Annotated in this window: 24 protein-coding genes; 6 read left to right on the top strand and 18 right to left on the bottom strand. The window is 65.5% G+C overall.

The genetic code is table 11. From position 1 onward, the window contains the following. Window positions 1–3: 3 nt before the first annotated feature. The 9 genes from GWQ44_RS18570 to GWQ44_RS18530 form a co-directional block, all read right to left on the bottom strand. A complete protein-coding gene (locus GWQ44_RS18570; RefSeq protein WP_275927992.1) occupies window positions 4–1,302 on the bottom strand; it encodes an acetyl-CoA C-acetyltransferase in 1,299 nt (432 codons plus the stop codon). Next, the gene (locus tag GWQ44_RS18565) at window positions 1,299–2,192 is read right to left on the bottom strand and encodes a MaoC/PaaZ C-terminal domain-containing protein (RefSeq protein WP_047304316.1); all 894 of its coding nucleotides are present in this window, start codon (window positions 2,190–2,192) and stop codon (window positions 1,299–1,301) included. The genes GWQ44_RS18570 and GWQ44_RS18565 overlap by 4 nt, the downstream gene beginning before the upstream one ends. A 3-nt stretch (window positions 2,193–2,195) precedes the next feature. Further along, window positions 2,196–3,548, bottom strand: coding sequence for a 3-oxoacyl-ACP reductase (locus tag GWQ44_RS18560; protein ID WP_275927991.1), 1,353 nt, complete (start codon window positions 3,546–3,548; stop codon window positions 2,196–2,198). A gap of 30 nt (window positions 3,549–3,578) precedes the next feature. Continuing rightward, entirely contained in the window at window positions 3,579–6,128 is a 2,550-nt protein-coding gene (locus GWQ44_RS18555; RefSeq protein WP_275927990.1) for an acyl-CoA dehydrogenase, read from the bottom strand. Between the two features lie 265 nt (window positions 6,129–6,393). Then, entirely contained in the window at window positions 6,394–7,836 is a 1,443-nt protein-coding gene (locus GWQ44_RS18550) for an outer membrane protein transport protein (protein WP_016964024.1), read from the bottom strand. Window positions 7,837–7,959: 123 nt separating this feature from the next. Beyond that, complete coding sequence (praB, locus tag GWQ44_RS18545; RefSeq protein ID WP_016964025.1) at window positions 7,960–8,451, bottom strand: alkane oxidation protein activator PraB; 492 nt, start codon at window positions 8,449–8,451, stop codon at window positions 7,960–7,962. Window positions 8,452–8,656: 205 nt separating this feature from the next. Then, window positions 8,657–9,148, bottom strand: a complete 492-nt coding sequence (gene praA / locus GWQ44_RS18540; protein ID WP_016964026.1) for an alkane oxidation protein activator PraA — start codon at window positions 9,146–9,148, stop codon at window positions 8,657–8,659. Window positions 9,149–9,278: 130 nt separating this feature from the next. Then, a complete protein-coding gene (locus GWQ44_RS18535) occupies window positions 9,279–10,571 on the bottom strand; it encodes an alkane 1-monooxygenase (protein ID WP_275927989.1) in 1,293 nt (430 codons plus the stop codon). A gap of 293 nt (window positions 10,572–10,864) precedes the next feature. Next, window positions 10,865–11,860: an alpha/beta hydrolase gene (locus tag GWQ44_RS18530; RefSeq protein ID WP_275927988.1), complete on the bottom strand. Its 996-nt coding sequence runs from the start codon at window positions 11,858–11,860 to the stop codon at window positions 10,865–10,867. A gap of 267 nt (window positions 11,861–12,127) precedes the next feature. On the opposite strand from GWQ44_RS18530, the gene GWQ44_RS18525 reads away from it, so the two are divergent. From GWQ44_RS18525 to GWQ44_RS18515, 3 genes are read left to right on the top strand one after another with little or no spacing between them, the layout of a single operon-like run. After that, window positions 12,128–13,684, top strand: coding sequence for an NAD(P)/FAD-dependent oxidoreductase (locus GWQ44_RS18525; RefSeq protein WP_275927987.1), 1,557 nt, complete (start codon window positions 12,128–12,130; stop codon window positions 13,682–13,684). Then, window positions 13,681–14,580 (top strand): SDR family NAD(P)-dependent oxidoreductase, encoded by a 900-nt coding sequence (locus GWQ44_RS18520; protein WP_199009269.1) that lies wholly within the window; start codon window positions 13,681–13,683, stop codon window positions 14,578–14,580. The genes GWQ44_RS18525 and GWQ44_RS18520 overlap by 4 nt, the downstream gene beginning before the upstream one ends. Window positions 14,581–14,622: 42 nt before the next feature. Then, entirely contained in the window at window positions 14,623–15,462 is an 840-nt protein-coding gene (locus GWQ44_RS18515) for a metal-dependent hydrolase (protein WP_275927986.1), read from the top strand. Window positions 15,463–15,493: 31 nt separating this feature from the next. Here the strand turns inward: GWQ44_RS18515 and GWQ44_RS18510 are convergent, their stop codons facing one another. After that, entirely contained in the window at window positions 15,494–16,267 is a 774-nt protein-coding gene (locus GWQ44_RS18510; protein ID WP_275927985.1) for a helix-turn-helix domain-containing protein, read from the bottom strand. Window positions 16,268–16,418: 151 nt separating this feature from the next. Here GWQ44_RS18510 and GWQ44_RS18505 point away from each other — a divergent pair, with 151 nt between their 5' ends. After that, the gene (locus GWQ44_RS18505; protein WP_179596139.1) at window positions 16,419–16,817 is read left to right on the top strand and encodes a DUF3224 domain-containing protein; all 399 of its coding nucleotides are present in this window, start codon (window positions 16,419–16,421) and stop codon (window positions 16,815–16,817) included. 36 nt (window positions 16,818–16,853) lie between these two features. Next, window positions 16,854–17,633, top strand: a complete 780-nt coding sequence (locus GWQ44_RS18500) for a type 1 glutamine amidotransferase domain-containing protein (RefSeq protein WP_275927984.1) — start codon at window positions 16,854–16,856, stop codon at window positions 17,631–17,633. 69 nt (window positions 17,634–17,702) lie between these two features. On the opposite strand, the gene GWQ44_RS18495 is transcribed toward GWQ44_RS18500, so the two are convergent. From GWQ44_RS18495 to GWQ44_RS18475, 5 genes are read right to left on the bottom strand one after another with little or no spacing between them, the layout of a single operon-like run. Then, on the bottom strand, window positions 17,703–18,467 hold the full coding sequence (locus tag GWQ44_RS18495; protein WP_275927983.1) for an ABC transporter permease: 765 nt from the start codon (window positions 18,465–18,467) through the stop codon (window positions 17,703–17,705). Continuing rightward, complete coding sequence (locus GWQ44_RS18490; RefSeq protein ID WP_275927982.1) at window positions 18,467–19,666, bottom strand: ABC transporter substrate-binding protein; 1,200 nt, start codon at window positions 19,664–19,666, stop codon at window positions 18,467–18,469. Before GWQ44_RS18490 ends, GWQ44_RS18495 begins: the two co-directional genes overlap by 1 nt. Further along, entirely contained in the window at window positions 19,632–20,471 is an 840-nt protein-coding gene (locus GWQ44_RS18485; protein ID WP_016965219.1) for an ABC transporter ATP-binding protein, read from the bottom strand. Before GWQ44_RS18485 ends, GWQ44_RS18490 begins: the two co-directional genes overlap by 35 nt. Continuing rightward, entirely contained in the window at window positions 20,468–21,544 is a 1,077-nt protein-coding gene (locus tag GWQ44_RS18480) for an acyl-CoA dehydrogenase family protein (RefSeq protein WP_275927981.1), read from the bottom strand. The genes GWQ44_RS18485 and GWQ44_RS18480 overlap by 4 nt, the downstream gene beginning before the upstream one ends. 48 nt (window positions 21,545–21,592) lie before the next feature. Further along, the gene (locus GWQ44_RS18475; RefSeq protein ID WP_047304281.1) at window positions 21,593–22,153 is read right to left on the bottom strand and encodes a carboxymuconolactone decarboxylase family protein; all 561 of its coding nucleotides are present in this window, start codon (window positions 22,151–22,153) and stop codon (window positions 21,593–21,595) included. A 104-nt stretch (window positions 22,154–22,257) separates the two neighbouring features. Between GWQ44_RS18475 and GWQ44_RS18470 the strand changes: the two genes are divergently transcribed. Next, on the top strand, window positions 22,258–23,169 hold the full coding sequence (locus GWQ44_RS18470) for an AraC family transcriptional regulator (protein WP_199009278.1): 912 nt from the start codon (window positions 22,258–22,260) through the stop codon (window positions 23,167–23,169). Window positions 23,170–23,187: 18 nt separating this feature from the next. Here GWQ44_RS18470 and GWQ44_RS18465 read toward each other — a convergent pair whose 3' ends face one another. From GWQ44_RS18465 to GWQ44_RS18455, 3 genes are read right to left on the bottom strand one after another with little or no spacing between them, the layout of a single operon-like run. Further along, the gene (locus tag GWQ44_RS18465) at window positions 23,188–23,859 is read right to left on the bottom strand and encodes a methionine ABC transporter permease (protein WP_345894547.1); all 672 of its coding nucleotides are present in this window, start codon (window positions 23,857–23,859) and stop codon (window positions 23,188–23,190) included. Next, entirely contained in the window at window positions 23,856–24,833 is a 978-nt protein-coding gene (locus GWQ44_RS18460; protein WP_275927980.1) for a methionine ABC transporter ATP-binding protein, read from the bottom strand. Before GWQ44_RS18460 ends, GWQ44_RS18465 begins: the two co-directional genes overlap by 4 nt. After that, complete coding sequence (locus GWQ44_RS18455) at window positions 24,830–25,639, bottom strand: MetQ/NlpA family ABC transporter substrate-binding protein (RefSeq protein ID WP_275927979.1); 810 nt, start codon at window positions 25,637–25,639, stop codon at window positions 24,830–24,832. The genes GWQ44_RS18460 and GWQ44_RS18455 overlap by 4 nt, the downstream gene beginning before the upstream one ends. Between the last annotated feature and the right edge of the window lie 14 nt (window positions 25,640–25,653).

Here is a 25,653-nt window from a genome sequence, read left to right as displayed (position 1 = left end):
ATTTTATTTTTCGACGATGGCGGTGATGCCCAGCCCGCCTGCGGCACAGACGGAAATCAGTCCCCGACCGGAGCCGCGCTGGTGGATCGCCTTGGCCAGGGTCGCCAGCAAGCGTCCGCCGGTGGCGGCAAAGGGATGCCCGCAACCCAGGGAGCCGCCGTTGACGTTGAGCTTGCTGCGCTCGATGCTGCCCAGCGGCCTTTCGAGGCCGAGCTTTTCCCGGCAGTAATCCGCGTCTTCCCAGGCCTTGAGGGTGCACAGCACCTGGGCGGCGAAGGCTTCATGAATCTCGTAGAAGTCGAAATCCTGCAGGCTCAGGCCCTCCCGGGCGAGCATGCGCGGCACGGCGTAGGCCGGGGCCATCAGCAGCCCTTCACTGCCATCGACAAAGTTCACCGCCGCGGTTTCCCCGGTACGCAGGTAGGCCAGCACCGGCAGGTTGTTGGCCGCGGCCCAGTCTTCGCTGGCCAAGAGCACCACCGAGGCGCCGTCGGTGAGCGGGGTCGAGTTGCCGGCGGTCAGGGTGCCGTTGTGACGGTCGTAGGCCGGGCCCAGGCCGGCGAGTTTTTCCAGGCTGGCATCGGCCCGCAGGTTGTTGTCCCGGGTCAGGCCGCGATACGGGGTGATCAGGTCGTCGAAAAAGCCGCGCTGATAGGCGGCCTGCAGTTGCTGGTGGCTGGCCAGGGCCAGTTCATCCTGGGCCAGGCGCTTGATGTGCCAGCGCTTGGCCATTTCTTCACAGTGCTCGCCCATGGACAGGCCGGTACGCGGCTCGCCGTTGCGCGGCAGCAGCGGCTTGAACAACATCCCCGGGCGCACCTTGAGCAGGCTGCGCAGCTTGTTGCCGCTGCCCTTGGCGCGGTTGGCCTGGAGCAGGATCCGGCGCAGTCCTTCATTGATGCCGATCGGCGCGTCGGAGGTGGTGTCGGCGCCACCGGCAATGCCCACCTCGATCTGCCCCAGGGCGATCTTGTTGGCCACCAGCAACGCGGCCTCAAGCCCGGTGCCACAGGCCTGCTGCACGTCGTAGGCCGGGGTCTGTGGCGACAAGGTAGTGGACAGCAGGCTTTCCCGGGCCAGGTTGAAATCCCGGGAATGCTTGATCACCGCCCCCGCGGCGAATTCCCCCAGGCGCTGGCCGGACAGGCCATAGCGATCCACCAGCCCCTGCAAGGCCGCCACCAGCAGGTCCTGGTTGCTGTCGTTGGCATACACCGTGTTGGAGCGGGCGAACGGAATCCGGTTGCCGCCGATGATCGCCACCCGGCGCACCGGCGCCGGATTGAAACTGTACTCAGTCATTGCCCAGCTCCCCAGATAAATAGGCCGCGCATGTGGGGCTTGTCCCCCGCGTTGTTGCGCACTTCGAACTCATGGCGCGGACCGTCGGGCAGACGGTTCCACAGGGTCACCGCCGCCGGCAGGAAGATCGGCAGCTTGAACTCGCAGTCCAGCTCCGCCACTGCCAGCGGATGCGGCGGTTGCTGGGCCGCCAGGGCCCGGCCCAGGGTCCACATGCCGTGGGCGATGGGTCGGCGGAAACCGAACAAGCGGGCGCCGAGCCAGGAGGTGTGGATCGGGTTGAAGTCGCCGCTGACCTGGGCGAAACGCCGCCCCAGGTCGCCCCCCAGGTTCCAGCGCTGGGTGCGAATCAGCGGCGCTTCATCCTCCTTCAGCGCGCCCTCCCAGGGCTCGCCGATGGGACTGGACACGCCACGACGCAGGTACAGGCTGGCGCTTTCCCAGACCAGGCTGCCGCCACTGTGGGCCCGGGTGGCAATCGACAGCGCCTGGCCCTTGGGATGGGCCAGCCAGCGTTCGGCGAACACTTCCAGGCGCAGGGCCTGGCCCTCCGCCAACGGCTGGTACTGGCGAATGCGGTTGGCCAGGTGAACCATGCCGCTGGCCGGATAGGGAAAGCTGCGGTTGGTCAGCAGCAACAGGTGCAAGGGAAACGCCAGGGTATGGGGAAACGCCAGCGGCACCCCGTGTTCCCGGCGAAAGCCGCAGGCCTGGGCATAGCGGGCGATTTCGCCGGCCTTGAGCTCCACCGCCGGGCGCACCAGGCGCTCGCTGGGCAGCTTGGGGGCGGCATCCAGTTTGGGCTTGCGCAGGCTGCGGATGCCGTCGTAAAGCAACTGGCCCTGGGACGGAGGCGGTTCGATGATGCGAATAGCAGAGTCGGCATTCATGCTTCAGGCCCCCAGCAGGCTTTGCCCGCAGACGCGGACCACCTGCCCATTGATCCCGCCGGAACCCGGATGGGCCAGCCAGGCGATGGTTTCCGCCACGTCCACGGCTTGTCCGCCCTGGTTCATGGAGTTCATGCGCCGCCCCGCCTCGCGGATCAGCAGCGGGATCTTCGCGGTCATCTGGGTTTCGATGAACCCCGGGGCCACGCCGTTGACGGTGATCTGCTGGCGCGCCGCCAGGGGCGCCAGGTTCTGCACCAGCCCTATGACCCCGGCCTTGGAGGTGGCGTAGTTGCTCTGCCCGAGGTTGCCGGCGATTCCGGAAATCGATGACACACAGACGATCCGCCCGCCGGGATTGAGGCCCTGGCCCGCAAGCAGCGCCTGACTGAGCAACAGCGGCGCTTCCAGGTTGACCGCCATGACCTTGCGCCACGCGGCTTCGGTCATCTTGGCCAGGGTCTTGTCCTGGGTGATGCCGGCGTTGTGCACGACGATATCGAACGCGCCGTGCTCACCGACGAACTCCAGCAAGCGTTGCCCGGCCTCGGCGGCGGTGATGTCCAGGGCCAGGGCGTCCCCCTTGAGGCCCGCCGCGGCCTGTTGCAACTCGGCCTCGACCTGGGGAATGTCCAGGCACACCACCTGGGCGCCGTCCCGGGCCAGGACCTTGGCAATCGCCAGGCCGATGCCGCGGCAGGCACCGGTGACCAGGGCCCGCCGTCCGCTCAAGGGCCGCTCCCAATCGATGTGCCGGGGCACGTCCACCGGCTCGCCGATGCGCACCACCTGACCCGAGACATAGGCCGAACGCCGGGACAGGAAGAAGCGCAGGCTGCTGTCCAGCTCGGCTTCGGCGCCGGGCTCGACATACAGCAACTGCACGGTGATGGCCCGGCGCAGTTCCTTGCCCAGGGAGCGCACAAAGCCTTCCAGGGCCCGCTGCGCCACCGCCTGCTCCAGCGCCTTGCACTGTTCCGGCGGCGTGCCCAGCACCAGCACCCGGGCGTGGGCGCTCAGGCGCCGGACATTGGTGTGAAAGCAGCGGTACAGCTCATCGAGCTGGGCGATGTCCGCCAGGCCGCTGGCGTCGAACACCAGGCCCTGGACCTTCACCGTCGAGGGTGCATTGATACTCGCGGCCTGGGCCGCCACGGTGTCGGTGGCGGCGAAGATCCGTTGCAGCTCGCCCAGCAGGCGCCCTTCGGGCGCCGCGGCGAGGATCACCGGGTTGATCAGGTTGCCGCCCTGCCCCTCGCGGTGGCGTTGCAGCGGCACCGGTTGCGGCAGGCCGGTACGCTGGGCCAGCCAGCGGCCCCACCCGGAATTGACGAACGAAAGATAACCGTCAGACATAAAGAGATCCCGATCCAATCCAGTAGAAGGTCAATAGGCCGAATCGCTGGCGACCACCGCGTCTTCGCTGCTGGCCGCGCGTTTGCGCGAGGCCGGCCGGGCGCTTTGTTCGAAGTGCGCCTGACGCTGTTGCAGGGCTTCCAGCAGACCGAAGTCCTGAGGGAAGTCGTCGACCTGGATCGCGTGATCGCCGTACTCCACGTAACGACCGAGCAGCTCGTCTTCGTCCTGGCTGATCAGCTGCTGCTCCAGGGCCTTGACCCGCCAGACGGCGAAGGCCTCGCGAGAAATCGGCAACGGCGCCAGCAGGCCCTGCTTGATCGCCGGCTTGAGCCGGGCTTCGATCAGTTCCACTTGCGGTTGCAGGCGGAACGCCAGTTCGCCATAGGCCAGCTTGTCGATGTCCGGCTGCGGAATGTAGGAGTCGGCCAGCAGGCGGTCGCGGGTCGGGCCCGGGGTCTGCACCAGCTCGGCGACTTGCGCCAGCAAGCGATCCGAGGGTTTGCGCTGGGGAATGCCCAGGGGAAAGCTCAGGCCACGGATGATCCGCGCGGCGACCTTGGACGGATAGTTGTCCAGCACTTCGGCCAGGGCTTCATGGGCCCGCAGCAGGCAGTCCTGGGCGGCCCAGTGCACCAGCGGCAGGTCGGCTTGCGGTCGGCCGTCGTCCTCGAAGCGCTTCAATACGCAAGACAGGATGTACAGCTGGGAGAGGATGTCGCCCAGGCGCCCGGTGATGCTTTCCTTGCGCTTGAGGGCACCGCCCAGCACGCCCATGGAAATGTCCGAAGCCAAAGCCAGCACCACCGACAGGCGCTGGATCTGCCGGTAATAGGCGGCCAGGGCCTTGTCGGTGTTGCCCGGAGCCTTGATCAGGCGCCCGCCGGTGACCGCGTGCACCGCGGCACGCACGGTGTTGGCGAAGACAAAGCTGATATGGCCGAACATTGCGCTGTCGAAGTCTTCCAGGCCTTTGCGTCCGCTGTCCCGGGCCGCTTCCATTTCGCGGAACACGTAAGGATGGCAGCGGATCAGCCCCTGGCCGTAGATGATCAGGCAGCGGGTCATGATGTTCGCGCCTTCCACGGTGATGGCGATCGGGCTTTGCTGGTAGGCCCGGGCCAGGAAGTTGTTGGGGCCCATGCAGATGCCCTTGCCGGCGACGATGTCCATGCCGTCGTTGACCATGGCCCGGGCACGCTCGGTGACGTGGTACTTGGCAATCGCCGAGATCACCGAAGGCTTCTCCCCGGCATCCAGGGACGCCACCGACACCTTGCGCACCGCGTCACAGGCATACAGATGCCCGGCCATGCGCGCCAACGGCGCCTGCACCCCTTCGAACTTGCCGATCGGCAGGCCGAACTGCTTGCGCATCGCCGCATAGGCGGTGGTGCCGCGCACCGCCACCTTGCCCAGGCCGACGTTGGCCGACGGCAGGGAGATGGCGCGCCCGGCGGCCAGGCATTCCATCAGCATGCGCCAGCCATTGCCCACCTGGGCGGCGCCGCCGATCACCCACTCCAGGGGAATGAACACATCCTTGCCGGTGGTCGGGCCGTTCTGGAACACCGCGTTCAGCGGCCAGTGACGACGCCCGGTATTGACCCCCGGATGGGTGGTGGGAATCAGTGCGCAGGTGATCCCCAGGCTGCCCTTGCTGCCCAGCAGGCCGTCCGGGTCTTCGGCGCGAAAGGCCAGCCCCAGCACCGTGGCGATCGGGCCCAGGGTGATGTAGCGCTTGTCCCAGGTGACGCGAAAGCCCAGCACTTCCTGGCCTTCGAACTGGCCTTTGCACACCACCCCGACATCGGGAATGGCCCCGGCATCGGAACCGGCATAGGGGCTGGTCAGGGCAAAGCAGGGAATGTCTTCGCCGCGAGCCAGGCGCGGCAGGTAATGCTGGCGCTGGGCCTCGGTGCCGTAGTGCAGCAGCAGCTCGGCCGGGCCCAGGGAGTTGGGCACCATCACCGAGATCGCCGCCGCGGAGCAGCGGGTCGAGAGCTTCATCACCACCTGGGAATGGGCGTAATGGGAGAAGCCTTTGCCGCCGTACTGCTTGGGAATGATCATCCCCAGAAAGCCCGCGTCCTTGGTGTATTGCCAGGCCTTGGGCGACAGGTCCTGCCAGACCTGGGTGGTTTCCCAGTCGTTGGCCATGTCGCACAGGGTTTCCACTTCGTTGTCCATGAACGCCTGCTCTTCGGCGCTCAAGCTGGCCGGAGCGCTCTGCAACAGACGCGGCCAATCCGGCTTGCCGCTGAACAGCTCGGCGTCCCACCAGACCGTGCCGGACTCGATGGCCGCGCGCTCGGTGTCGGACATGGCCGGCATGATCTTGCGAAACATCGCCAGGGCGCGGCGAGTGAGCAAGGCCCGGCGCAAGGGCTTGATGCTCAACAACGCGGCCGGCGCCAGCACCAGCAGCACGCCGAAGGTCAATCCCAGGGTGCCCACCAGGCTGAACAGATACGCGGCCGCCAGCCACACCACTGCGGCGCCCAGCCACAGGGCGGCTGTCGCCTGTCGATAAGCCAGCGCGAGCGCTGCGGCAAGTCCCACCAATAACCAGACAATCATGGAATACCTCTCTTGTTCTAACGAGACGACCACTGGGAACCTGGGCGTTGTGCCGGCCCCTCGCAGATCACCCTACAAAGGAAAGAAGCATGTTTCAAATTTTATTTTTAAATATTGTTTTGAGCGAATTGACCAATGCATAACGGCTGAACAGCGTCAGCCCGGGGTGGAAAAAACAGGTTCAAGACGGGTCTGGAACCGACCCGTCCGGTCAACGGCAGTAGCGCAATCCTTTGGTACTGCCGTCAGGCCAGCACACCACGGATCAGAAGTGGTAAGTCGCTGAAAGACTGACTACCTCGCCCTTGGCGTCAACCTTACCGTCGAGGCTGGAGCCACCGAGGCGATCCTGATTGACCGTCTTGAGCTTGGCTTCCTTGACGAACTGCCGCGAGTACGCCCCATCGATGGTCAACCCGGGAATGGCCTTGATGTCATAGCCAAAACCCAGGGAGGTGAACCAGCGGTCATTGTCCGGAATCCGCGGGTCGCGGGTCGAATCGCGGGTCGGCGTCTCGTCGAACGCCACCCCGGCACGCAGGGTCAACTGGTCGGTGAGCTTATAGTCGCCACCTAGGGAGTACATCATCGAATCCTTGTAGCGGTACGGAATGGAAACGATGGTGTTGCCGTCGGACTTGAGTGTCAGGTCCTTGAACGACGACCACTGCGTCCAGGTGGCGCTGGCCCCCAGGGTGAAACGGTCGTTGAACACGTGTACCCAGTCCAGGCCCAAGGTGGCCGGAATATCCAATTGGGTGGTGGCATTGGCACCGTCTGGGTTCAGCTTGAGGCCGGGATAGGCCAGCTCCACCAGGGTCTCGCCATTCGGGCCCGCCGGCTGAGTCATGTAAGTGCGGCCCAGAGCATCTGCGTAGATGTTGTATTTACCCTCCATCTTGTTCTTGATCTTGGCGTGATAGTTCAGGCCCAGGGTGTCCTGTTCGGTGGGTTTCCAGACTACGCCGGTGAACCAGCCCACCGAGGTGTTGTCGACCTTGACCCGCATCAGGTTGGAACCCACTCCGGACGGAAATGGAATACCAATGTTTGGGGACAGCGCCGCGGCCCCGGTGAGGTTGAGGTTCTGGCTGACGAAACCGGTGCTGTGCTGAACGATCAGCCCGGCGCCTAGCGAGAACTGGTCATTGACCTTGAACGAGAGCGAACCGGTCACCCCCACCGTCTCGATCTTGGTATCGACGGCGAAGTCGCGGCCTTTCCAGCCATCGTCCCAGGTACTGCGCATCCCTTGGGGCACGACCTGGCTGAGGCCGAACGCGAAGCGGTCGTTGAGCGGCATGACCAGGAAGCCTGTGGGCAGCCAGGCGGTGAAACCGCCCTGCCCGCCATTGCCAGTCAGTTCCTCGGCCGGGCCGCTGGGTATGCCATCGCTGTCCACTGGAATGGTGGAAGCCGGCTGCCCCTGATAATCGGTGGCATTGCCTTTGTATTTCATCTTGATCCGTGCGTAATCCACGGTCATCTGCGCGATGTTCTGATCAATGAAAGCCATGGCGGCCGGGTTGTTGTAAGCCGCACTGGGATCATTCTTGAACAGCGAACCACCACCGAAGGCCCGTCCCCAGCCGGGAGCGCCGTAGGTCGGAGTAGAGAAGCCCCCCGCCTGCACCGGACCGGAACTGATCAAGCCACCCAGTACTGCCAGGCCGATGACTGCCTGGATCTTGTGTTTCTTATTATTCATGCCCCACTCCTTATTATTATCGACCGCGATCGGTCACCACCGATCCAGGGTGCAGCAACAGGCGCCCCTGGCGAGGCGCCTGTTTTTTCAGCAAGTGATCAACAGGCTGAAGTCAGATCAACTTCACGGAGTGACGGTGAACGCCGGGCTTGGATTGACGCTCAGAGCCGTGATCTTGCAGCTGCCGACGGTTTGCGCCGAAGGAATGCTCAGGGTGTTGGTGGCGTTGTTCCAGGTGACGTTGATGGTCACTGGAGCGCTGCTGCAGTTGGAGAGAATCTTGAAGTTGACCCCGGCCACGGTGCCCGCAGTGGCGCTGGACGCGGTCAGGGTCCAAGGCAGCCCCAGCAACGAAGGCACGCCGCACAGCGAGTTGCTGCCGCTGACGGTGGCACCGGTGATCGAAGCATTGGAGCCGTTGGCGGCCACGGTGCCGGTGAAGTTGATGTTGCAGTTGACCGGAATGCCCAGCGACGCCGGCGAAGTCACCGAAATGGTGCCCGGTGCCGAGAAGGTCGCGCCGGCGGGCGCAATGGTCGCAGCGTTGGCCATCGACGCGGCGCCGAGGCAGATGGCGAAGGAAGCTACGGATACCAGAGTCTTGATGCTTTGCATTGTTGTTTTCCTCAAGATTTAGGCAACAGGCAGTTGCCAGGGGGTTATCAGCCTTGCCAGGGGGTCGATGACGCCATCGGCTCTCGGGCTCGACCGAATTCGGTACTGGAGCGCGCTAGGGCGATACCGACCCGGCTTGAACAACCGGTACTTCCGGACTCAATCGCAGTGTCATCAGCGTCCCTCCATGGATTCTGTTTTGGCTTCAGGGGGCCACCCGGAACGTGGGTGGCATCTGGATCGATACGGTCTTGATGGTGCAGCCGCCGTCGAGGCTGACCTGGGTTGCCTCGAGTTTTCCGGTGCTGTTGTTCCAGCGGCCCTCGGCGGTGCTCGGCCCGCATTCGCCGCCCACCAGGGGCGCGTGCACCGTGACCCGGATGCCGGACATGGCGCCGCTGGTTTCGTCCCTGGCGACCAGCTTCCAGGGCAGGTGCGTGGCCTCCACCTGGCCGCACTTGAGGCCGCCGCTGAAGTCGACCTTGTCGACGCTGGCAAAACTGCCGTCGGGGCTGACCTTGCCGCTGACCTGGATGGTGCAGTCGGCATTGATGATGCTTTTGGCAAAGCTGATGGGGCCCTTGGCGCTGAACTCGGTGTTGGCCGGTTCGATGCGCGCGGCTTCGGCGGCGTTCAGCAGTGACACGCCCACCAGGACCACGAACAGACGGGCGGCGAACAGAGGTGAAGTAGACATCCGTGACTTCCTTGCAGTTGCTTATTGTTGTTGTCGGTCAACTTGGCGTAAGGACTTCGGTGTTGCCTCGCTGCCCCTTCAAGCGGGTGTACCCGGACGGGCCACCGGCGCTTGAAGGCGAGCGCTACAGCTAAACAGCGGTGTCTGGATCGGTGTCGGTAAAACCGTATTGCCGGAGCAGTTCGGCACGCTTGGCCGGATGCAGGTTGGCCAGCCGCACGTCCCCGGAGTAATGCGCCAGGACCCGGTGATCCATCAGCCGCCGCCAGAGCACTGGCACATAGGCCCAAACGATCATGGTGGCGTAGCCATAAGGCAGCTGTGGCGACTCGTCGAAGTGGCGCAGGGCCTGGTAGGAACGGGTCGGGTTGGCGTGGTGGTCGGAGTGCCGTTGCAGTTGGAACAGGAAGATGTTGGTGACGATGCGGTTGCTGTTCCAGGAGTGGCGTGGCGAGCAGCGTTCATAGCGGCCGTTGGGCTGTTTCTGGCGCAGCAGGCCGTAATGCTCGACGTAGTTCACCACCTCCAGCAGCGAGAACCCGTAGATGCCCTGGATCACCAGGAAGGGAATCACCGCCGCCCCCAGCCAGGCGATCAGCACGCCCCAGAGCACCACGCTGTAGAGCCAGGCGCTGAGTACGCCGTTCTTCCAGTGCAGGGTCGGCAGCCCGAGCTTGTGCAGGCGCTCGCTTTCCAGATGCCAGGCCGAACGCAGACTGAACCAGACGGTGCGCGGCAGGAAGCTCCAGAACGACTCGCCCAGCCGCGAGCTGGCAGGATCTTCCGGGGTCGCCACGCGAACGTGATGGCCACGGTTGTGCTCGACGAAGAAGTGCCCGTAGAACGTCGAGGCCAAGGCCAGTTTGGCCAGGAACTTGGCCATTCCGCGGCTCTTGTGCCCCAGTTCATGGGCGATGTTGATGGCGATGCCGGTGGCGGCACCGGTGGACATGGCCATGCCCAGGTAGGTGAACCAGCCGACGCTGCCGTGCAGCTGCGCACGCTCGGTCAGGAACGCGGCGAAGTTCGCCAGGCCGCCTTGCAGGTGTAGCTGCTGGCTCAACTGCAGCAGGCCGCCAGCGATGATCCAGTCCACCCCGCTGACCGCCATCCAGGCAGTGACCACCAGGGACAGCACCGAAAGCACGGCGCAGCTGTAGACGATAAAGCGGTAGTAAGGCTGTTTTTCCAGGTCGGGAACCGCGGATTCCGGCGGGTTGCTGGCGTCTTCCCCCAGCAGGCCGTCGATCAGCGGAATCAGGCCGAAAATCACCACCACCCCGCTCCACCAGAACACCTGGACACCGGTGGTGAGGGCAAAGAGACCGGCCAGCAAGGGAGTGATCATCGGCAAGGTGCCGAGCCACCAGAGGTGACGCTTGCCATCGGTCCAGACGCCGGGTGCCGCCACGGAGACAGTCATGGCAGCCTCCGCACGAGGGCAGTTGGCAGGGATGCTATAAAGGACAGCGCGGTAGCGCTGTATGGCGCGTGATTGGATGAAAAAACAAAAGCGTGAAATGGCGTTATTTTCATTATTTTAATCGCTCAATTGCACTTTCAAAAAAAACATTCAAAACATTTTTTTAAAAAAATAGCTCGGGTTCGTTAGCTCGTCAACTATTTTTTCGGCCTGTCTTGAATGTCGCCCGTGACGCATTTACAGCGGCTTGCAGAGTGGTTGCGTGACGTTCGAAACCGCCCCCCACATCCCCTCTAGCTTGCTCGTGATGCCGCGAACGGCGGGCGCAGCACCGTGGCGCTGCGTGGCGGCGTCGCCTGGGCGGCGACCTGCTCAACCAGGGCCACCACCGGTTCGACGGCGCTGATGGGCAGCATGTGCCCCCTGCCCTGAACGATCTCCAGGGACAGCCCCGGCACCTTGCCGACCATCGCCTGCCCATGCTTGCGGTAATTGAGTATCGAGTCCGCCGAGCCATAGATCAGCCCGACCGGCAGCTTCAGGCTGGGGTAGCGCTTGACCATCTCCGACAAGAAACGATTGACCACGGCGATCTCGCTGGAGGCGTTGTAGAAGTTCTGCGAGCGCATGCCCAGCAAGCCCCCGCCACGTTCGGCGAAATCCTCGGGGACCGGGTCCGGGGCGAATATCGCCTTGACCAGCCCTCGCCGGCCAAGCATGGCCATGGGCGCCGCCAGGGTCAGGGCCATCCAGCGCCGCAGCAAGGCCGGACGTACTCCAAGGGACAGGAACACCAGTGGCAGCATGCGTTGCGGATGGGTCAGCGGCGCCACGAGGATCAGCCCGGACACCGACTGCGGATGATCCAGCGCCAGCGACAGCGCCACCGCGCCCCCCAGGGAATGCCCCAGTACCAGCGGCTGCCGCAGATCCAGCGCGCGAATGAATTGGGCCACCAGGGCGGCCTGGGCCGGCAGATCCGCCGCCGCCCCCCGGGCCCGGGTGGAATAGCCGGAGCCGGGGCGATCGAGGGTGATGACCCGGAACCGCTCGCGCAATGCCGGAGCCAGGGAGTGGGTCAGGTTGCGACCACAGCCGGACAGGCCATGGATCATCAGCAAAGCCGGACCGCGGCCCTCGTCGGTGTAGTGAATGCGCTCGCCACCGACCTCCAGAAAGCGCCCGTTGATCGGAACCTGGCGTTCAATCCTGCGGTTGATGCGAACGCTCACGCCCCAGAGCAGCACGCTGACCACCAGGAACACCGCCGCCGCCACTAGCCACTCCATAACCCGCCCCCTGAGCTTCCCTGCGCCGCATGCCAGGACCAGGATGATCCGGCTGCATGGCTGTCGCCTTGGCCTGGTGCCGCCTGTGGCGTCGCCGGCGCAGTGCGCAGGCGCCCGGTAAAAATCCACAAGCCGATGGCGTAGGTGACATTTCCAGGTGATTTATTTAAATTAATTTTTAAAACATTATTTTAAATTGTGCAATCCTGAGATTTCACTCACCGACGAAAGTCACCCAAGCATCACCCTACAATCGAGGTACACACCATGAATGCGTACTCGCCACCCGACGACCCCGAGGTCGTAGACATCGCCATCATCGGCGCCGGCTTTGCCGGGCTGTGCATGGCGATCAAGCTTAAAGAAGCCGGGCTAGTGGATTTCTTTGTCGCCGAACAAGCCGCGTCCCTGGGGGGCACCTGGCGCGACAATCACTACCCCGGCTGCGCCTGCGACGTGCAATCCCATGTCTATTCCTTCTCCTTTGCGCCCAACCCGCACTGGACCCGACAGTTCGCGCCCCAGGCGGAAATCCGCGAATACCTGGAAAACTGCGCCCGGGATTTCGCCCTGGCGCCCTGGCTGCGCTTCAACATGGGCCTGGAACAGGCGCGGTTCGATGAAGCCAGCGAGCGCTGGCAGTTGCGCTTCAGCAACGGCCGCCAGGTCAGCGCCCGGGTGCTGGTGTCCGGCATGGGCGGCCTGTCGCGCCCCGCGCTGCCGGAGATTCCCGGGCTGGACAGCTTCACCGGCAAGCGTTTCCACTCCCAGCACTGGGACCATCGCTATGCCCTGCAAGGCAAACGGGTGGCGGTGATCGGCACCGGCGCCAGTGCCATCCAGTTCGTACCGAAAATCGCCCCGCAGGTGGCCCAGCTCAAACTGTTCCAGCGCACCCCGCCGTGGATCATGCCCAAGCCCGACCGTGAACTCAGCGCCCTGGAGCGCTGGGCCTTCAGGCACCTGCCGTTCACCCAGAAACTGGTGCGTTCAGCCCTGTACTGGGCCCTGGAAAGCCGGGTCATCGCCTTTGCCCGGCGGCCGCAACTGATGAAGCTGGTGCAACGCGTGGCCCTGCGTCACCTGCGCAAGCAAGTGCCCGATCCGCTGTTGCGCCACAAACTGACCCCTGACTACAGCATCGGCTGCAAGCGCATCCTGATCTCCAACGACTACTACCCGGCCCTGTCCCGGGGCAATGTCGGGGTCATCAGCGAGCCCATCCTGCGCATCGACGGCGACGCCGTGATCACCGCCGACGGCAGCCGCCATGCGGTGGACTGCATCATCTTCGGCACCGGCTTCCAGGCCACCGACCCGCTGCCCCGGGGCCTGCTGTTCGGTCGCCAGGGCCAGGACCTGGTGGACAGCTGGTCGCAAGGCGCCCATGCCTACCTCGGCACCTGCCTGCCGGGCTTTCCCAACCTGTTCATGATCGTCGGCCCCAACACCGGCCTGGGCCACAACTCGATGATCCTGATGATCGAGGCCCAGGTGGACTACATCCTCAAGGCCCTGGAACGGATGCGCCAGGACGGCCTCGCCAGTCTCGAAGTGCGTCCCGCTGTCGAACACCAGTACAACCTGCGCCTGCAGCAGCGTCTGGCCGGGGCCATCTGGAGCGTCGGCGGGTGTCGCAGCTGGTACCTGGACCCGCGCAGCGGCAAGAACACCACCCTCTGGCCCGGTTCCACCTGGAGTTTTCGCCGGACCTTGCAGCACTTCCGGCTCCAGGACTACCTGAGCACCCCCTTGCCCCAGCCCGGAATCGTCGCCGCCGAAGCCGCGGCGCGCCCGCTGAACCTTGAAGAGGCCGTCCGATGAAAAACTTTAACGGTAAAGTCGCCGCCATCACCGGCGCCGCCTCCGGCATGGGCCGGGCCCTGGCCATCGCCCTGGCCCGCGAGGGTTGCCACCTGGCCCTGGCCGACAAGAACCCCCAGGGGCTGGCCCAGACCGTGGCCCAGGCCCGGGCCGCCACCCTGTTACCGCTGCGCATCAGCAGCCAGGAACTGGACGTCGGCGATCGCGAGGCGATGTTCGCCTGGGCCGCGGCCAGCGCCGCCGAGCACGGCCAGATCCACCTGATCTTCAACAACGCCGGGGTCGCCCTGTCCAGCACCGTGGAAGGCTCCAGCCTGGCGGACCTGGAATGGATCGTCGACGTCAACTTCTGGGGCGTGGTCCACGGCACCCAGGCCTTCCTGCCCTACCTCAAGCAGGCTGGCGAGGGACACATCATCAACACCTCCAGCGTGTTCGGGCTGTTCTCCCAGCCGGGCATGAGCGGCTACAACGCCACCAAGTTCGCCGTGCGCGGCTTTACCGAATCCCTGCGCCAGGAGCTGGACATGCAAGGCCACGGAGTCTCCGCCACCTGCGTGCACCCGGGGGGCATCCGCACCGACATCGCCCGCACCAGCCGCATCAGCGACAACGTCAAAGGCTTTTTGATCGACAACGAACAGCAGGCCCGGGACGACTTCGAAAAACTCTTCATCACCAGCGCCGAAACCGCCGCCAAGGTGATCCTGCAAGGGGTGCGCAAGAACAAGCGACGGGTGCTGATCGGTCGCGACGCGCACCTGCTCGACCTGTTCGTGCGCCTGCTGCCCAGTGCCTACCAGGGACTGGTGGTGTGGCTCAGCCGACGCCTGGCGCCCAAGCCGGGACGGCAGCAGCCGCCGCTGTACCAGGCCCAGGACGAACGCGGCCTCTGAGGCCGCCACCTTCATATCCGAGTGTCTAGAGGAGCGCCAGCCATGCTGCCCATCCGCCGTGACATCAAGGTTGAACTGCCTGCCGAACGCGCCTGCGACTGGCACGAACAAGGCAGCCACGTCAGCCACTTTTTCAACGCTCTGTCCCTGCTGTTCCCGGCCGGCGAGCTGTTCTTCATGGACAGCGTGCGCCACTACCGCGAGCAGATTCACGACCCCGAACTCAAGCGCCAGATCCAGGGCTTCATCGGCCAGGAAGCCATGCACAGCCGCGAGCACGTGCGCTACAACGACTTGCTGCAGGACGCCGGGCTGCCGGCCCACCTGCTGGACCGGCGGTTGCGGATGATCCTCGACTTCCAGAAGAAACACTTCCCCGCGGCCTTCAACCTGGCCATCACCGTAGCCCTGGAACACTACACGGCGATCCTTGCCGACCTGCTGCTGCGCGACCCCAGCCGTTTCGGCGATTCGGTGGAAGGCTACCGGCAGATGTGGCTGTGGCACGCCCTGGAGGAAACCGAACACAAATCGGTGTCCTACGACGTCTTCAACAGCGTGCTCAAGCCCGGGCCCAAGCGCTACCTGATCCGCACCGGGACCATGCTCTTCACCACCCTGACCTTCTGGCTGGTGGTGTTCGACTTCCATGTGCGCATGCTCATCGCCGACAGGCGTCGCGGTGGCCACTGGCGCGGCCTGTGGCAGGTGATCAAGTACCTCTACGGCCCCAAGGGCGTGTTCCCGCGCATCGCCCTGCCCTGGCTGCAATTCTTCAAGCCGGGCTTTCATCCCTGGGACCACGACAACCGCGAGTTGCTGCGACGCATCGACGGCCTGGTGCAAGAGATCGAACGCACCCGCGCCGCCGTGGCCAAGTGACAAGGCGCCAGCCGCCAACGCCGGCCCGGGCTCAGTCCGGCGTCACCTGGCTACGCACGTAGGCCGCTGGCGGCTGGCCCACCATGCGCTGGAAATCCCTGATGAAATGCGCCTGGTCGAAGTAGCCCAGGCGCAGGGCCAGCTCGGCATCCGGTTGGGCCTCACCGCGTTGCAGCAGGGCCAGGGCCTCGTGCAGGCGGTAACGGGCAATGATCCATTTCGGGCTCACCCCCACGTAATGGGCAAACAGCCGCTGCAACTGGCGCGGACTCACGCCGGCCAGTTGCGCCAGATCCTGCGCCCGGGTCAGTTGCGGGTCTGCGGCGGCCCGCTCCACCAGTTGGTTGAGCCACTCCACTCGTTCATCGACCGCGGGCAGTTGGGCCTGCAGCCAGGCCGTGGCCCGCTCGCACATCGCGGCCATTCCCGGCCAGGGGCCGGAGTCAAGCAGGCTATCGGCCGTCCCCAAGACCTCGGCCGCAGCGAGCGAGCGGTCGCGCAACAGCTCCATGGAGCGCCCCCAGAACGGCTGAAACGCCGCCGCACGAAACTTGATGCCGAACACCCAGCCGTGACCGGCCAGGGTCTTGCTGAAGCGCTGCCGATGCGGTCCCCAGAGCTGCGCCTGATTGCCCTCCAGCACCAGATGCACGTTGGGATGGGGCAAGGTTTGCTGGCGCTCGACCAGCGATTCGGGCAGCGCCCAGCCTACGTACCAGAAGTGCTCCAGCCAGGGCCCCAGAGCGGGCGGCGGAGCCTGCCGCAGATGCTCGAAGTGATGGGCCGCCAGACGCTGATTGAGCACGCCCCGAGCCGGCCCGAGAACGCCGGCTGATGGCGGTCGCGTTTTTCCAATGCGCTGCATGATGCGTGTGTTTTCATCCTTGTCCAGGGGCCAGGGCCCAACGCCCCAGGGTCCGCCGCGCATTATCACCCAGCCGATACCGGAGAACACCATGCTCGCCACAGGACCATTCAGCGTCACACTGCCCGCCCACCCCGTCGCCCCGGATACCGAAGCGGCCCAACTGGGGCGCAAGGCCATTCACAAGACCTTCGAAGGCGACCTGCAGGGAACCAGCCTCGGCGAAATGCTCAGCAGCATCGGCACGGTGGCGGGCTCGGCAGGCTATGTGGCGCTGGAACGCTTCGAAGGCCGCCTGGCCGGCCGCCATGGCAGCTTCGTCCTGATGCACTACGGGGTCATGGACCGCGGCCAGTCGACCCTGCACATCCAGGTGCTGCCCGACTCCACCAGCGGCGAACTGCTGGGCCTCACCGGCCGGATGCAGATCCGCATCCAGGACGGCCAGCACTACTACGAGTTCGACTACAGCCTGCCCGACGACTGCTAATCTGCAGCGCACCCTTTTTTGCCGCGAGCGCGCGCCATGATCCTGATCCTGCTGCCCCACGCCGACTACGACCCCACTGAAAGCAGCCTGCCCTGGCAGGCCGCCCGGGACGCCGGGTTCGAAGCGCAATTCGCCACGCCGCAAGGGATGCCGGCCTATGCCGATTCACGCCTGGTAAGCCTGGGCTTCGGCCCGCTCAATCCGCTGTTGATGACCCCGGCGGCGGACCTTGAGCGCTACCACGGCATGACCCGCGACTCGGCCTTTCGTCGCCCGTTGAAGTACGCCGAGGTCGATCCCCAGGCCTTCGAGGGCCTGCTGATTCCCGGCGGCCATGCCCGGGGCATGCGCAGCCTGCTGGAGTCTGCGGACGTGAGACGGATCATCCTGGCGTTCTTCAAGGCCGACAAACCGGTGGCCGCGGTGTGTCACGGCCCCCTGGCCCTGGCCCGCTGCATCGATCCCGACACCGGTCGCTCCGTGCTCTATGGACGCAAGGTCACCGCGCTACTGGCCGGGCCCATGGAACTGGCGGCCTGGATCGTCACCGCGCCGTGGCTCGGGCGCTACTACCGCACCTACGACTGCAGCGTCGAGCAAGAGATCAAGCAGGTACTGGCCAGCCCGGCGGATTTCCTTTCCGGGCCTTGGCTGCCGCGCCGGGATTCGGCGCAGCACCCCGAGCGCGGCTTTGTGGTGCGCGACCGCAATCTGCTGACCGCGCGCTGGCCGGGGGACTGTCACCGTTTCGCCAATGAATGGGTGACTCTGCTGCAACAGGCCCGGCAGGCTCAGCCTGAACAAAACCGGGTTTGAAGGCCTGAGCGCGAGCGCTGCCGCTTCAAGTGGACCTCTTCGCCAGTCCGCTTGCACCTGCCGCAGGGCTCAGGCGTGGGACCAGCGGCGGTGCAGGCCGCGGGCCAGGGCGTCGAGGGCAAAACCCAGAACGCCGATCAGCAGGACCATGGCCATCAGTTCCGAGTAGGCCAGGCGGTCACGGGTGTCGAGGATGAAGTAGCCCAGGCCGGCGCTGACCCCGAGCATTTCGCAAGGCACCAGGACGATCCACAGGATGCCGATGGACAGGCGGACCCCGGTCAGCACGTGCCCCACTATCCCCGGCAGGATGATCTTGCGCAGGGTTTCCCAGCGGGTGGCGCTGAGGCTGCGGCTCAGTTGCAGCCAGCGCGGGTCCAGTTGGCGCACGCCGGCCGCGGTGTTGAGCAGGATCGGCCACAGCGCGGCAAATGCCAGGAGGAAGTAGATCGGCTGGTCGCCCACGCCCATCAGCATCACCACCACCGGCATCCAGGACAGCGGCGAGATCATCCGCAGGAACTGGAACGCCGGGGTGGTGGCCGCCTCCAGGTGCCGGTAGCTGCCCACCAGCAGGCCCAGGGGCACGCCGATCAGCAACGCCAGAAACAGCCCGATCAGGATCCGCTTGAGGCTCACCAGCACGTGCTCATACAGCTCGCCACGCCCCAGCAATTCGACCAGGCTGGCGAAGGTGGCTTCGGGGGAGAAACGCGCCGCCAGGCCGTCGCCGCTGCCCAGCAGGTGCACCCCCAGCCACCAGCCCAGCAGCAGGCTCAGTAGCCCAGCCAGCCCCAGGAGCCAGTGGTTCAGGGAGGAAGGTTGCTTGCCCATCAAAGACCGAACTCCTCGCTGCGTTCGAAGCTGTCCGCCAGGCCGAAGGCCTTGAGTCCGCCGACGGCGGCGATGGCGTTGCGCACGAAGCGCTCATCCACCAGATCCTGGGCGGTGTGCGCCGGGTCGAGGTTGGCGAGAAAGCCCTTGTCGCCTTCGATCAGGGTGTCCTTGAGGCGTTTGACCAATTCCTCGGTGTAGCTGGGAAACGGATACGGCTGGAAGTCGATGCGCGACTCGTCCCAGTGGCTGTGCTGGATCGCGCCGCTGGCCAGATAAGCCTCACGGTCGCTGGACGCTGGCGCCAGCACCCGATTGAGCACCTGCGGCGCATGGGGCGTGTAGCGGTTGGTGCCGTCCTTGGACAGCAACTGGGCGGCCTCGGCGCGGTGGTCACGGGTCCAGAGCTGAGCCTTGACGATGGCGTTGACCACTTTCTGCGACCACTCGGGGCGGTTGTTCAGGTCGTGCTCGTGCATGAACACCACGCAGCAGGCGTGGTTGCGCCAGACATCCCCGGTAAAGCGCTGCACCCGCCCCACCTTGAGCTCCTCGGCCAGGGCGTTGAACGGCTCGGCGACGATGTAGCCGGCAATCCGCTGGCTGGCCAGGGCCGGCGGCATGTCCGACGGCGGCAGCACCAGCAGGTTGACCTCGTTGGCCCCCAGGGCGCTGCCGGCGGCCTTGCTCACCGGCACCAGGCCGTTGTCGCGAAACAGTTGCTGCACCACCACGTTGTGGATCGAGTACCAGAACGGAATCGCCACCGACTTTCCCGCCAGTTGCTTGATCTCGGTTATGCCCGGGGCCACGGTCAGGCCGGAGCCGCCGACGTGGTTCCAAGCCACCACCTTGGCCGGCACCCGGCTGCCGTAGCGGGCCCAGACGGTCATCGGCGACAGCAGGTGGATCACGTTGACCTGCCCGGAAATGAACGCCTCGATCACCTGGGCCCAACTGCGCAGCAGCACCGGGCGCTCGGCCTGGATGCCCTCGGCCTCGAACAGGCCGTTGTTGTGGGCCACCAGCAACGGTGTGGCGTCGGTGATCGGCAGGTAGCCGATGCGCACCGGCGCATCCGGCTCCTGGGCGGCGCGGGCCTGCAGGCTATTGAGCAGCGGCAAGGCGCCGCCGGCGGTCAGCAGCGCGCTGAGTTTGAGAAAATCACGACGCGTGTGAGTGAAGTCGTCCAGGCACATGGTCAATCTCCGACGGTGCAGGCAAAGGGGAAGTTGAAGGATTGCGGCTCGCCCGCCGAAGGGTCTTGAGAATCTCGATGCGCAGGGCGCCCAGTTCCTCGATCCGTTCGGCGCGCGGCGCCGGCAGGTCGATATGCCACTGGCCGAGGGTGCGCGCCGGGCTGTTACCCAGTAGCAGGACCCGATCGGACAGCAGCAGGGCTTCGTCGATGTCATGGGTAATCAGCAACGCCGCGGTGCGGTGCTGGCCGATCACCTGGAGCAGCAATTGCTGCATGTCGGCCCGTGTCACTTCGTCCAGGGCACCGAAGGGTTCGTCCAGCAGCAACACCTGGGGCTGGCGCGCCAGGCAGCGGGCCAGCGCGGTGCGCTGGGCCATGCCGCCAGACAGTTGCGCCGGATAGCGCTGGCGGGCATGTTCCAGGCCCACCGCGGCAATCGCCTGGTCGATGCGTTCCTTGCGCTGCTGCGGGCTCAGGTGCGGCTGGCGGGCAAAATCCAGGCCGAAGGCGACGTTGTGCTCCAGGTTCAGCCAGGGCAGCAGGCTGGGGTCCTGGAAGGCCACCGCGACCCGCGGGTGGGGGCCGTCGAGGGGCTCGCCCAACAGGCTGACCTGCCCGGCGTGGGGCTTCTGCAGGCCGGCCAGGACCCGCAGCAGGCTGGACTTGCCGACCCCACTGGGACCGAGGATGGACACCACTTCGCCGGCTTGCAGGTGCAACTCGAAGTCTTCCAGCACGCTGTGCCAGCCCTGCGCCGCCGGGTAGCCGAGGCTGATTGCCCGTGCGTTCAACAGGCCGCTCATGCTGCTGCGTTCCGCGCCTGGCGCTGCAGTTCGGCACGCAGTTGCACCAGGCTCGGGGTGACGATGGGCACGAACGCCGACTCGCGCCAGCGCCGGGCAAAGCCGCTGCCGAACTCGTTGAGGTAGGCCTTGCCGCCGCTGGCCTGCAATTCCAGCTGCACGGCGTTGGCGGTGGCTTCGGCGAGGGCGATGCGCACTCGGAACAAGGCGCCGGGCTGGCCCAGGAAGCGCCCGTCTAACAGGCCGCTCTTGAGTTCGTCGACGGTCTGTTCCAGGTGCTGGCGTTGTTCCTGCAAGGGCTCCTGGAGGATCGAACGGGCGCCCTCGACGTGCTGCTCCACCTCGCTCAGGGCCCGGCGCGCCAAGCCTATGGCCAGGGCGCATTGCAGGCCGAGAAAGGCCGGGCGCACCGCCGGCAGGAACGTCCGGGCGTCCTCGTGCAGCAGCCAGTCGCGGGCCACCGCCACCTGGCTCAGCTCCAGGGCGGCGGTGTTGCTCGACTGCAGGCCCATCAGTTGCAGGTCGTCGGAGCGCTGCAACCCGGGCAAGGCATCGGGGATCGCCAGGATGAACGGCGCGCCGCCCTCCTCGCGCTCGATGGCCGCCGCGACCACGAAACCGCTCTTGCGCAGGTTGGTGACCCAGTGCAAGCGGCCGTTGAGGCACCAGCCGTGGTCCTGCTCCTGCTCCTGCGCCTTGACCTGCAGGGCCTCGATCCCCGAGAGAAACTTCATGGCATTGGACAGCCCGGTGGCCCCGGCCAGTTCGCCACTGAGCAGCGACGGCAGCAGGCGCTGGCGCAAACCGGCATTGGGGCTGTGCAACAGGTATTCGATAAAGGCTCGCTGGCCCCAGCAGACAAAGGCCGCCGCCAGGGAATGGCTGGCCACGCTGGCCATGATTTCCAGGGCGTCGGTCAGGTCGCCGCCGCTGCCGCCCTGTGCCGGGTCGATACCGACCCGCAGCACCTGGGCGTCGGCCAGCCGGGCGAGCACCTGCTGCGGGTCGCACTGGCCCTGGTCGAGTGCCTGGGCCTGGGCATCCAGCCATTCACTCAATTGCGCATCGAGCATGTCGTTTTCTCCTTGAAGGGGGCGCCGCACAAGCATCGGCGCCCTGACTCATTGACCTTGCACTGACCAGCGATACTTGGCCAGTTCGGGGTTCAGTTCAGTGCCGGCAAAGACGTTGGCGAAGTTGCACAGCGTCGCCAGGCTGATGCCCAGGATCACTTCCAGGGCGTTGCCTTCGCTGTACCCTGCGGCCTTGAACTGTGCATAGCCCGCATCGCTGACCTTGCCCCGAGTGGCGATCACTTCCCGGGCGAACGCCGCCAGGGCTTGCAGCCGGGCTTCGGGCAAGGTGCTCTGCTCACGCAGCGCGCTGACCACCGGGTCGGAGAGTTTGGCCTTGTTCAGGGCCACCGCGGTATGACCTGCGACACAGAAATCGCAGCCATGGGTGGTGGCGGCCACCAACTGCACCACTTCGCGCTCCGCCAGGCTCAGCTCGGCCTTGCCGTTGAGCGCGGACACCGTGACGTAGGTTTCCAGGGCCGCCGGGGCATTGGCCAGGATACCCAGCAGGTTAGGAATGAAGCCCGAGTTCTTCAGGGCATTTTCCAGAAACGGTCGGGCCGCTTCTGGAGCGGTGTGCAAGGTGTGTAGAGTGACGCGGGACATGGAGTAGCCTCCTGCTGTGTGGGTGTGCGTCAAGTCTGTTGGTTATAAGAATTTCGATCCATATTCTAAAGTAGCGATTACTTGCTCCTGAGTGTTTCCCTTAGATGATTTCTTCAAGCCCACTGGTTGATTGGTTATTAGAAGGCCTGGAACTCGATGCCAGCCTGTTTCACGTCGGACGCTACTGCGGGGGCTGGCACGCCAGCACCCAGGGCCTGGCCAGGGCCAGCTTCCACCTGATTGTCCAGGGCCATTGCTGGCTACATATCGACGGCTTGCCGCAAGCCCTGCGCCTGGAGGCCGGGGATGCGGCCTTCCTGCTGCAGGACCTGAGTTATCGGCTGTCCAGCGCCCAGCAGCCAGACCTGGCGCAACAACTGCCGCGCACGCCCATGACTCCGCTGGACCCCAGTGCCCAGGAAGGCGTGGGGCTGGTCTGCGGTTTTTTCCATTTCAAGCCAGGGTTGTCTTCGCTGATCATCGACAGCCTGCCGGGCTGGATCATCCTGCGCGCCGGCGACCCTTCACTGAGTGCTGCCCGGGCGCTGTTCCAGCTGATTCTCGATGAGTGCCAGCGAACGCCGCAGCCCTCCTCGGCACTGCTCGAACGCCTGAGCCATCTGCTGTTCCTGTATGTGCTGCGCCAGCAGGTCAATGCCAATCAGGGCCTTGGCGGGCTGGTGGCGCTGGCCCGTCATCCGGGGTTTGCACCGCTGCTCGAGCAACTGATCCAGCACCCCGGCCAGGCCTGGCCCCTGGAGCACATGGCGGCGCTGACCGGGCTGTCGCGCTCGGCGTTCTTCAAGCGTTTCAATGAATTGGCCGGGCAGTCGCCGGGACAGGTGTTGCTGGCCTTGCGCATGCGCCACGCCTGCCAGTTGCTCAAGGCCAACCAGACCGTCGAGCAAGCGGCGACGGCCGTGGGCTATCAGTCGATCGCCGCCTTCACCCGGGCCTTCACCAAGGCGGTGGGCCTGCAGCCCGGGGCCTATCGCAAGCAGCATGAGGGGCGCTGAAGCGCGCCCCGGGGGATTTCAGCGGCGATGGGCCAACCCGCGCACCAGGCGATCGCCAGCGCTCTGCACCCCCTGCACCAGCAGCACCAGGATCAGCACCGTGGCGACCATGATCTGGTTGTTGAAACGCTGATAGCCGTAGCGGATCGCCAGGTCCCCCAGGCCTCCGCCGCCGATCACCCCGGCCATGGAGGAAAAGCCGATCAGCATCACCAGGGTCAGGGTCAATCCCGCCAGCAGCGCCGGCAAGGCTTCCGGCAGAAGGGCCTTGAAGATCACGTGACCGATATGCCCGCCCATGGCCAGGATCGCTTCGATGCGGCCCTTGTCCACTTCATCCAGGGCGTTCTCGACGATCCGCGCAAAGAACGGAAAGGCGCCGATGGTGATCGGCACCACCGCCGCGGTGCTGCCCAAGGTGGTGCCCACCACCAGCCGGGTCAGCGGAATCAGGGCAATCAGCAGCACCACGAAAGGCAGGGAGCGTCCCAGATTGACCAGGGCGCCCAGCAAGCGATTGAGCCGGGGCATGGGTCGCAGCCCAGCGGGGCGGCTGACGAACAGCAACACCCCCAGGGGCAGGCCGATCAGCAGGGTGAACAGCGAGGCCAGCAGCACCATGTACAAGGTTTCAGCGGTGGCGGTCAGCAGCAGCTGCGCCAGTTCCTGCCAATCGAGGCTGCGGTTCACAGGCGTTCACTCCGAATGCCACGCCGAGTCAGGGCGCTCAGCAGTTGCTGGAATTTACCGGCGTCGGCGCCGGCGGCAGCGATGCGCAGGCGCCCTACCCGCTGGCCGCCTACGGTTTCGACACCTGCGGCCAGCACCTTGAGGGGCAGCCCCTGCTGCTGACTCAGTTGCTGCAACAGTGGCGCCGCGCGCTGGTTATCGAAAAAGGTCAGTTCGGCCTCGGGCTGGCTGCCGTTGAACGGCAGGTTGTAGTCCGGCAGCAAGGCGCGGCCCAGGGCCGATTGCGGGTCCGCGAGCAACTGGCCGACCGGGCCGCTCTCCAGCAAGCGGCCCTGGGCCAGGGAAGCGGCGTGGCTGCAAAGAGCTTTGACCACCGCCAGTTCGTGGGTGATCAGCACGATGGTCAGCCCCAGCTCGCGGTTGATGTGCGTCAGCAGTTGCAGGATCGAGGCGGTGGTTTCCGGGTCCAGGGCGCTGGTGGCTTCATCCGACAGCAGGTAACGCGGACCGGCGGCCAGGGCCCGGGCGATGCCCACCCGCTGCTTCTGGCCACCGGACAATTGCGAGGGAAAGGCCTGCGCCTTGTCGCTCAGGCCCACCAGGTCCAGCAGTTCCAGAACCCGCGCGCGGCGCGGTTTTTTATCCAGGCCGGCAATTTCCAGGGGCACCGCGACGTTGTCCTCGACCGTGCGCGAATGCAGCAGGTTGAAGCCCTGGAAGATCATGCCGATGCCCTGGCGCTGGCGGCGCAGCTCGCTCGCGGACAAGGCGCCGAGGTCCTGGCCGTCGATCAGGATGCGCCCGGAGCTGGGTCGTTCCAGCAGGTTCAGGCAGCGCAACAGGGTCGACTTGCCGGCCCCGCTGCGGCCGAGAATGCCGTACACCGCGCCGTCGGGCACCGTCAGTGAAACCCGATCCAAGGCCGGTGGCTGGCCCTCGCCATAGACTTTGCTAACCTGCTGCACCTGGATCATGGCTGGCGGTCCGCGACCGGGATCACCGAGCCCGAGTAGGTTTCGCTGATGTATCGGGCCACTTGCGCTGAACCGAGGTCCTTGGCCAACTGGCGGATACGCGGGTCGTCCTGCAGTTTGGGGGTGGTCACCAGGATGTTGGCGTAAGGGTTGTGCTCGGCCTTCTCCAGGCCCAGGGCGTCCTTGGCCGGCACCAGCCCGGCTTCCAGGGCGTAGTTGCCGTTGATCACCGCCAGGTCCACGTCCTCCAGGGCCCGGGGAATCTGCGGCGATTCGATTTCGAGGATTTTCAGCTGTTTCGGGTTGTCGGCGATGTCCTTGGCAGTCGCCTGATCCCGGGCCGGGTCGCTGAAGCCGGGCTTGAGGCGGATCAGTTGGTAGCTCTGCAGCAGGTACAGGGCGCGGCTGAGGTTGGTGACATTGTTGGGCACCGCCACGCTGGCGCCCTGAGGCACCTGATCGAAGCCCTGGTAGCGCTTGGAGTAGATCCCCAGCGGTTCGATGTGCACGCTGGCGACCACAGCAAACGGCTGGCCCAGGGCCTGTTCCTGGGACTTGAGATACGGCAGGTGCTGGAAGTAGTTGGCGTCCACGTCGCCATGGGCCAGCAGTTCGTTGGAGTTCACGCCGTTGGGGATCTCGATGATCTTCAGTTGCAGTTGCGGGTCGAGCTTCTGCACATAAGCGAGGATCTCGGCGTGGGGCACCGGGTCGGCGGCCACCCGCAAGGGTTCTGCGGCGCTGGCCGGCAGGGCGTGCCCCAGGCTGGCCAGCAGCGCCAGGGTAAACAGGGGGGTCTTGAGCATGGCAAGCATCCTTG

Source organism: Pseudomonas sp. 3MA1 (assembly GCF_029237275.1).
Classification (GTDB): domain Bacteria; phylum Pseudomonadota; class Gammaproteobacteria; order Pseudomonadales; family Pseudomonadaceae; genus Aquipseudomonas; species Aquipseudomonas fluorescens_AP.
This window is presented reverse-complemented; position numbering and strand designations above follow the sequence as displayed.

Excerpts from the sequence above, each read along its gene's own strand:
- GWQ44_RS18570 (WP_275927992.1), bottom strand. The coding sequence starts at position 1,302 with ATGACTGAGTACAGTTTCAATCCGGCGCCGGTGCGCCGGGTGGCGATC.
- GWQ44_RS18520 (WP_199009269.1), top strand. The coding sequence starts at position 13,681 with ATGAAAAACTTTAACGGTAAAGTCGCCGCCATCACCGGCGCCGCCTCC.
- GWQ44_RS18535 (WP_275927989.1), bottom strand. The coding sequence starts at position 10,571 with ATGACTGTCTCCGTGGCGGCACCCGGCGTCTGGACCGATGGCAAGCGT.
- GWQ44_RS18480 (WP_275927981.1), bottom strand. The coding sequence starts at position 21,544 with ATGCTCGATGCGCAATTGAGTGAATGGCTGGATGCCCAGGCCCAGGCA.
- praB (WP_016964025.1), bottom strand. The coding sequence starts at position 8,451 with ATGCAAAGCATCAAGACTCTGGTATCCGTAGCTTCCTTCGCCATCTGC.
- GWQ44_RS18565 (WP_047304316.1), bottom strand. The coding sequence starts at position 2,192 with ATGAATGCCGACTCTGCTATTCGCATCATCGAACCGCCTCCGTCCCAG.
- GWQ44_RS18475 (WP_047304281.1), bottom strand. The coding sequence starts at position 22,153 with ATGTCCCGCGTCACTCTACACACCTTGCACACCGCTCCAGAAGCGGCC.
- GWQ44_RS18530 (WP_275927988.1), bottom strand. The coding sequence starts at position 11,860 with ATGGAGTGGCTAGTGGCGGCGGCGGTGTTCCTGGTGGTCAGCGTGCTG.
- GWQ44_RS18525 (WP_275927987.1), top strand. The coding sequence starts at position 12,128 with ATGAATGCGTACTCGCCACCCGACGACCCCGAGGTCGTAGACATCGCC.
- GWQ44_RS18505 (WP_179596139.1), top strand. The coding sequence starts at position 16,419 with ATGCTCGCCACAGGACCATTCAGCGTCACACTGCCCGCCCACCCCGTC.
- GWQ44_RS18495 (WP_275927983.1), bottom strand. The coding sequence starts at position 18,467 with ATGGGCAAGCAACCTTCCTCCCTGAACCACTGGCTCCTGGGGCTGGCT.
- GWQ44_RS18485 (WP_016965219.1), bottom strand. The coding sequence starts at position 20,471 with ATGAGCGGCCTGTTGAACGCACGGGCAATCAGCCTCGGCTACCCGGCG.
- GWQ44_RS18470 (WP_199009278.1), top strand. The coding sequence starts at position 22,258 with ATGATTTCTTCAAGCCCACTGGTTGATTGGTTATTAGAAGGCCTGGAA.
- GWQ44_RS18490 (WP_275927982.1), bottom strand. The coding sequence starts at position 19,666 with ATGTGCCTGGACGACTTCACTCACACGCGTCGTGATTTTCTCAAACTC.
- GWQ44_RS18500 (WP_275927984.1), top strand. The coding sequence starts at position 16,854 with ATGATCCTGATCCTGCTGCCCCACGCCGACTACGACCCCACTGAAAGC.
- GWQ44_RS18550 (WP_016964024.1), bottom strand. The coding sequence starts at position 7,836 with ATGAATAATAAGAAACACAAGATCCAGGCAGTCATCGGCCTGGCAGTA.
- GWQ44_RS18460 (WP_275927980.1), bottom strand. The coding sequence starts at position 24,833 with ATGATCCAGGTGCAGCAGGTTAGCAAAGTCTATGGCGAGGGCCAGCCA.
- GWQ44_RS18455 (WP_275927979.1), bottom strand. The coding sequence starts at position 25,639 with ATGCTCAAGACCCCCCTGTTTACCCTGGCGCTGCTGGCCAGCCTGGGG.
- praA (WP_016964026.1), bottom strand. The coding sequence starts at position 9,148 with ATGTCTACTTCACCTCTGTTCGCCGCCCGTCTGTTCGTGGTCCTGGTG.
- GWQ44_RS18555 (WP_275927990.1), bottom strand. The coding sequence starts at position 6,128 with ATGATTGTCTGGTTATTGGTGGGACTTGCCGCAGCGCTCGCGCTGGCT.
- GWQ44_RS18560 (WP_275927991.1), bottom strand. The coding sequence starts at position 3,548 with ATGTCTGACGGTTATCTTTCGTTCGTCAATTCCGGGTGGGGCCGCTGG.
- GWQ44_RS18515 (WP_275927986.1), top strand. The coding sequence starts at position 14,623 with ATGCTGCCCATCCGCCGTGACATCAAGGTTGAACTGCCTGCCGAACGC.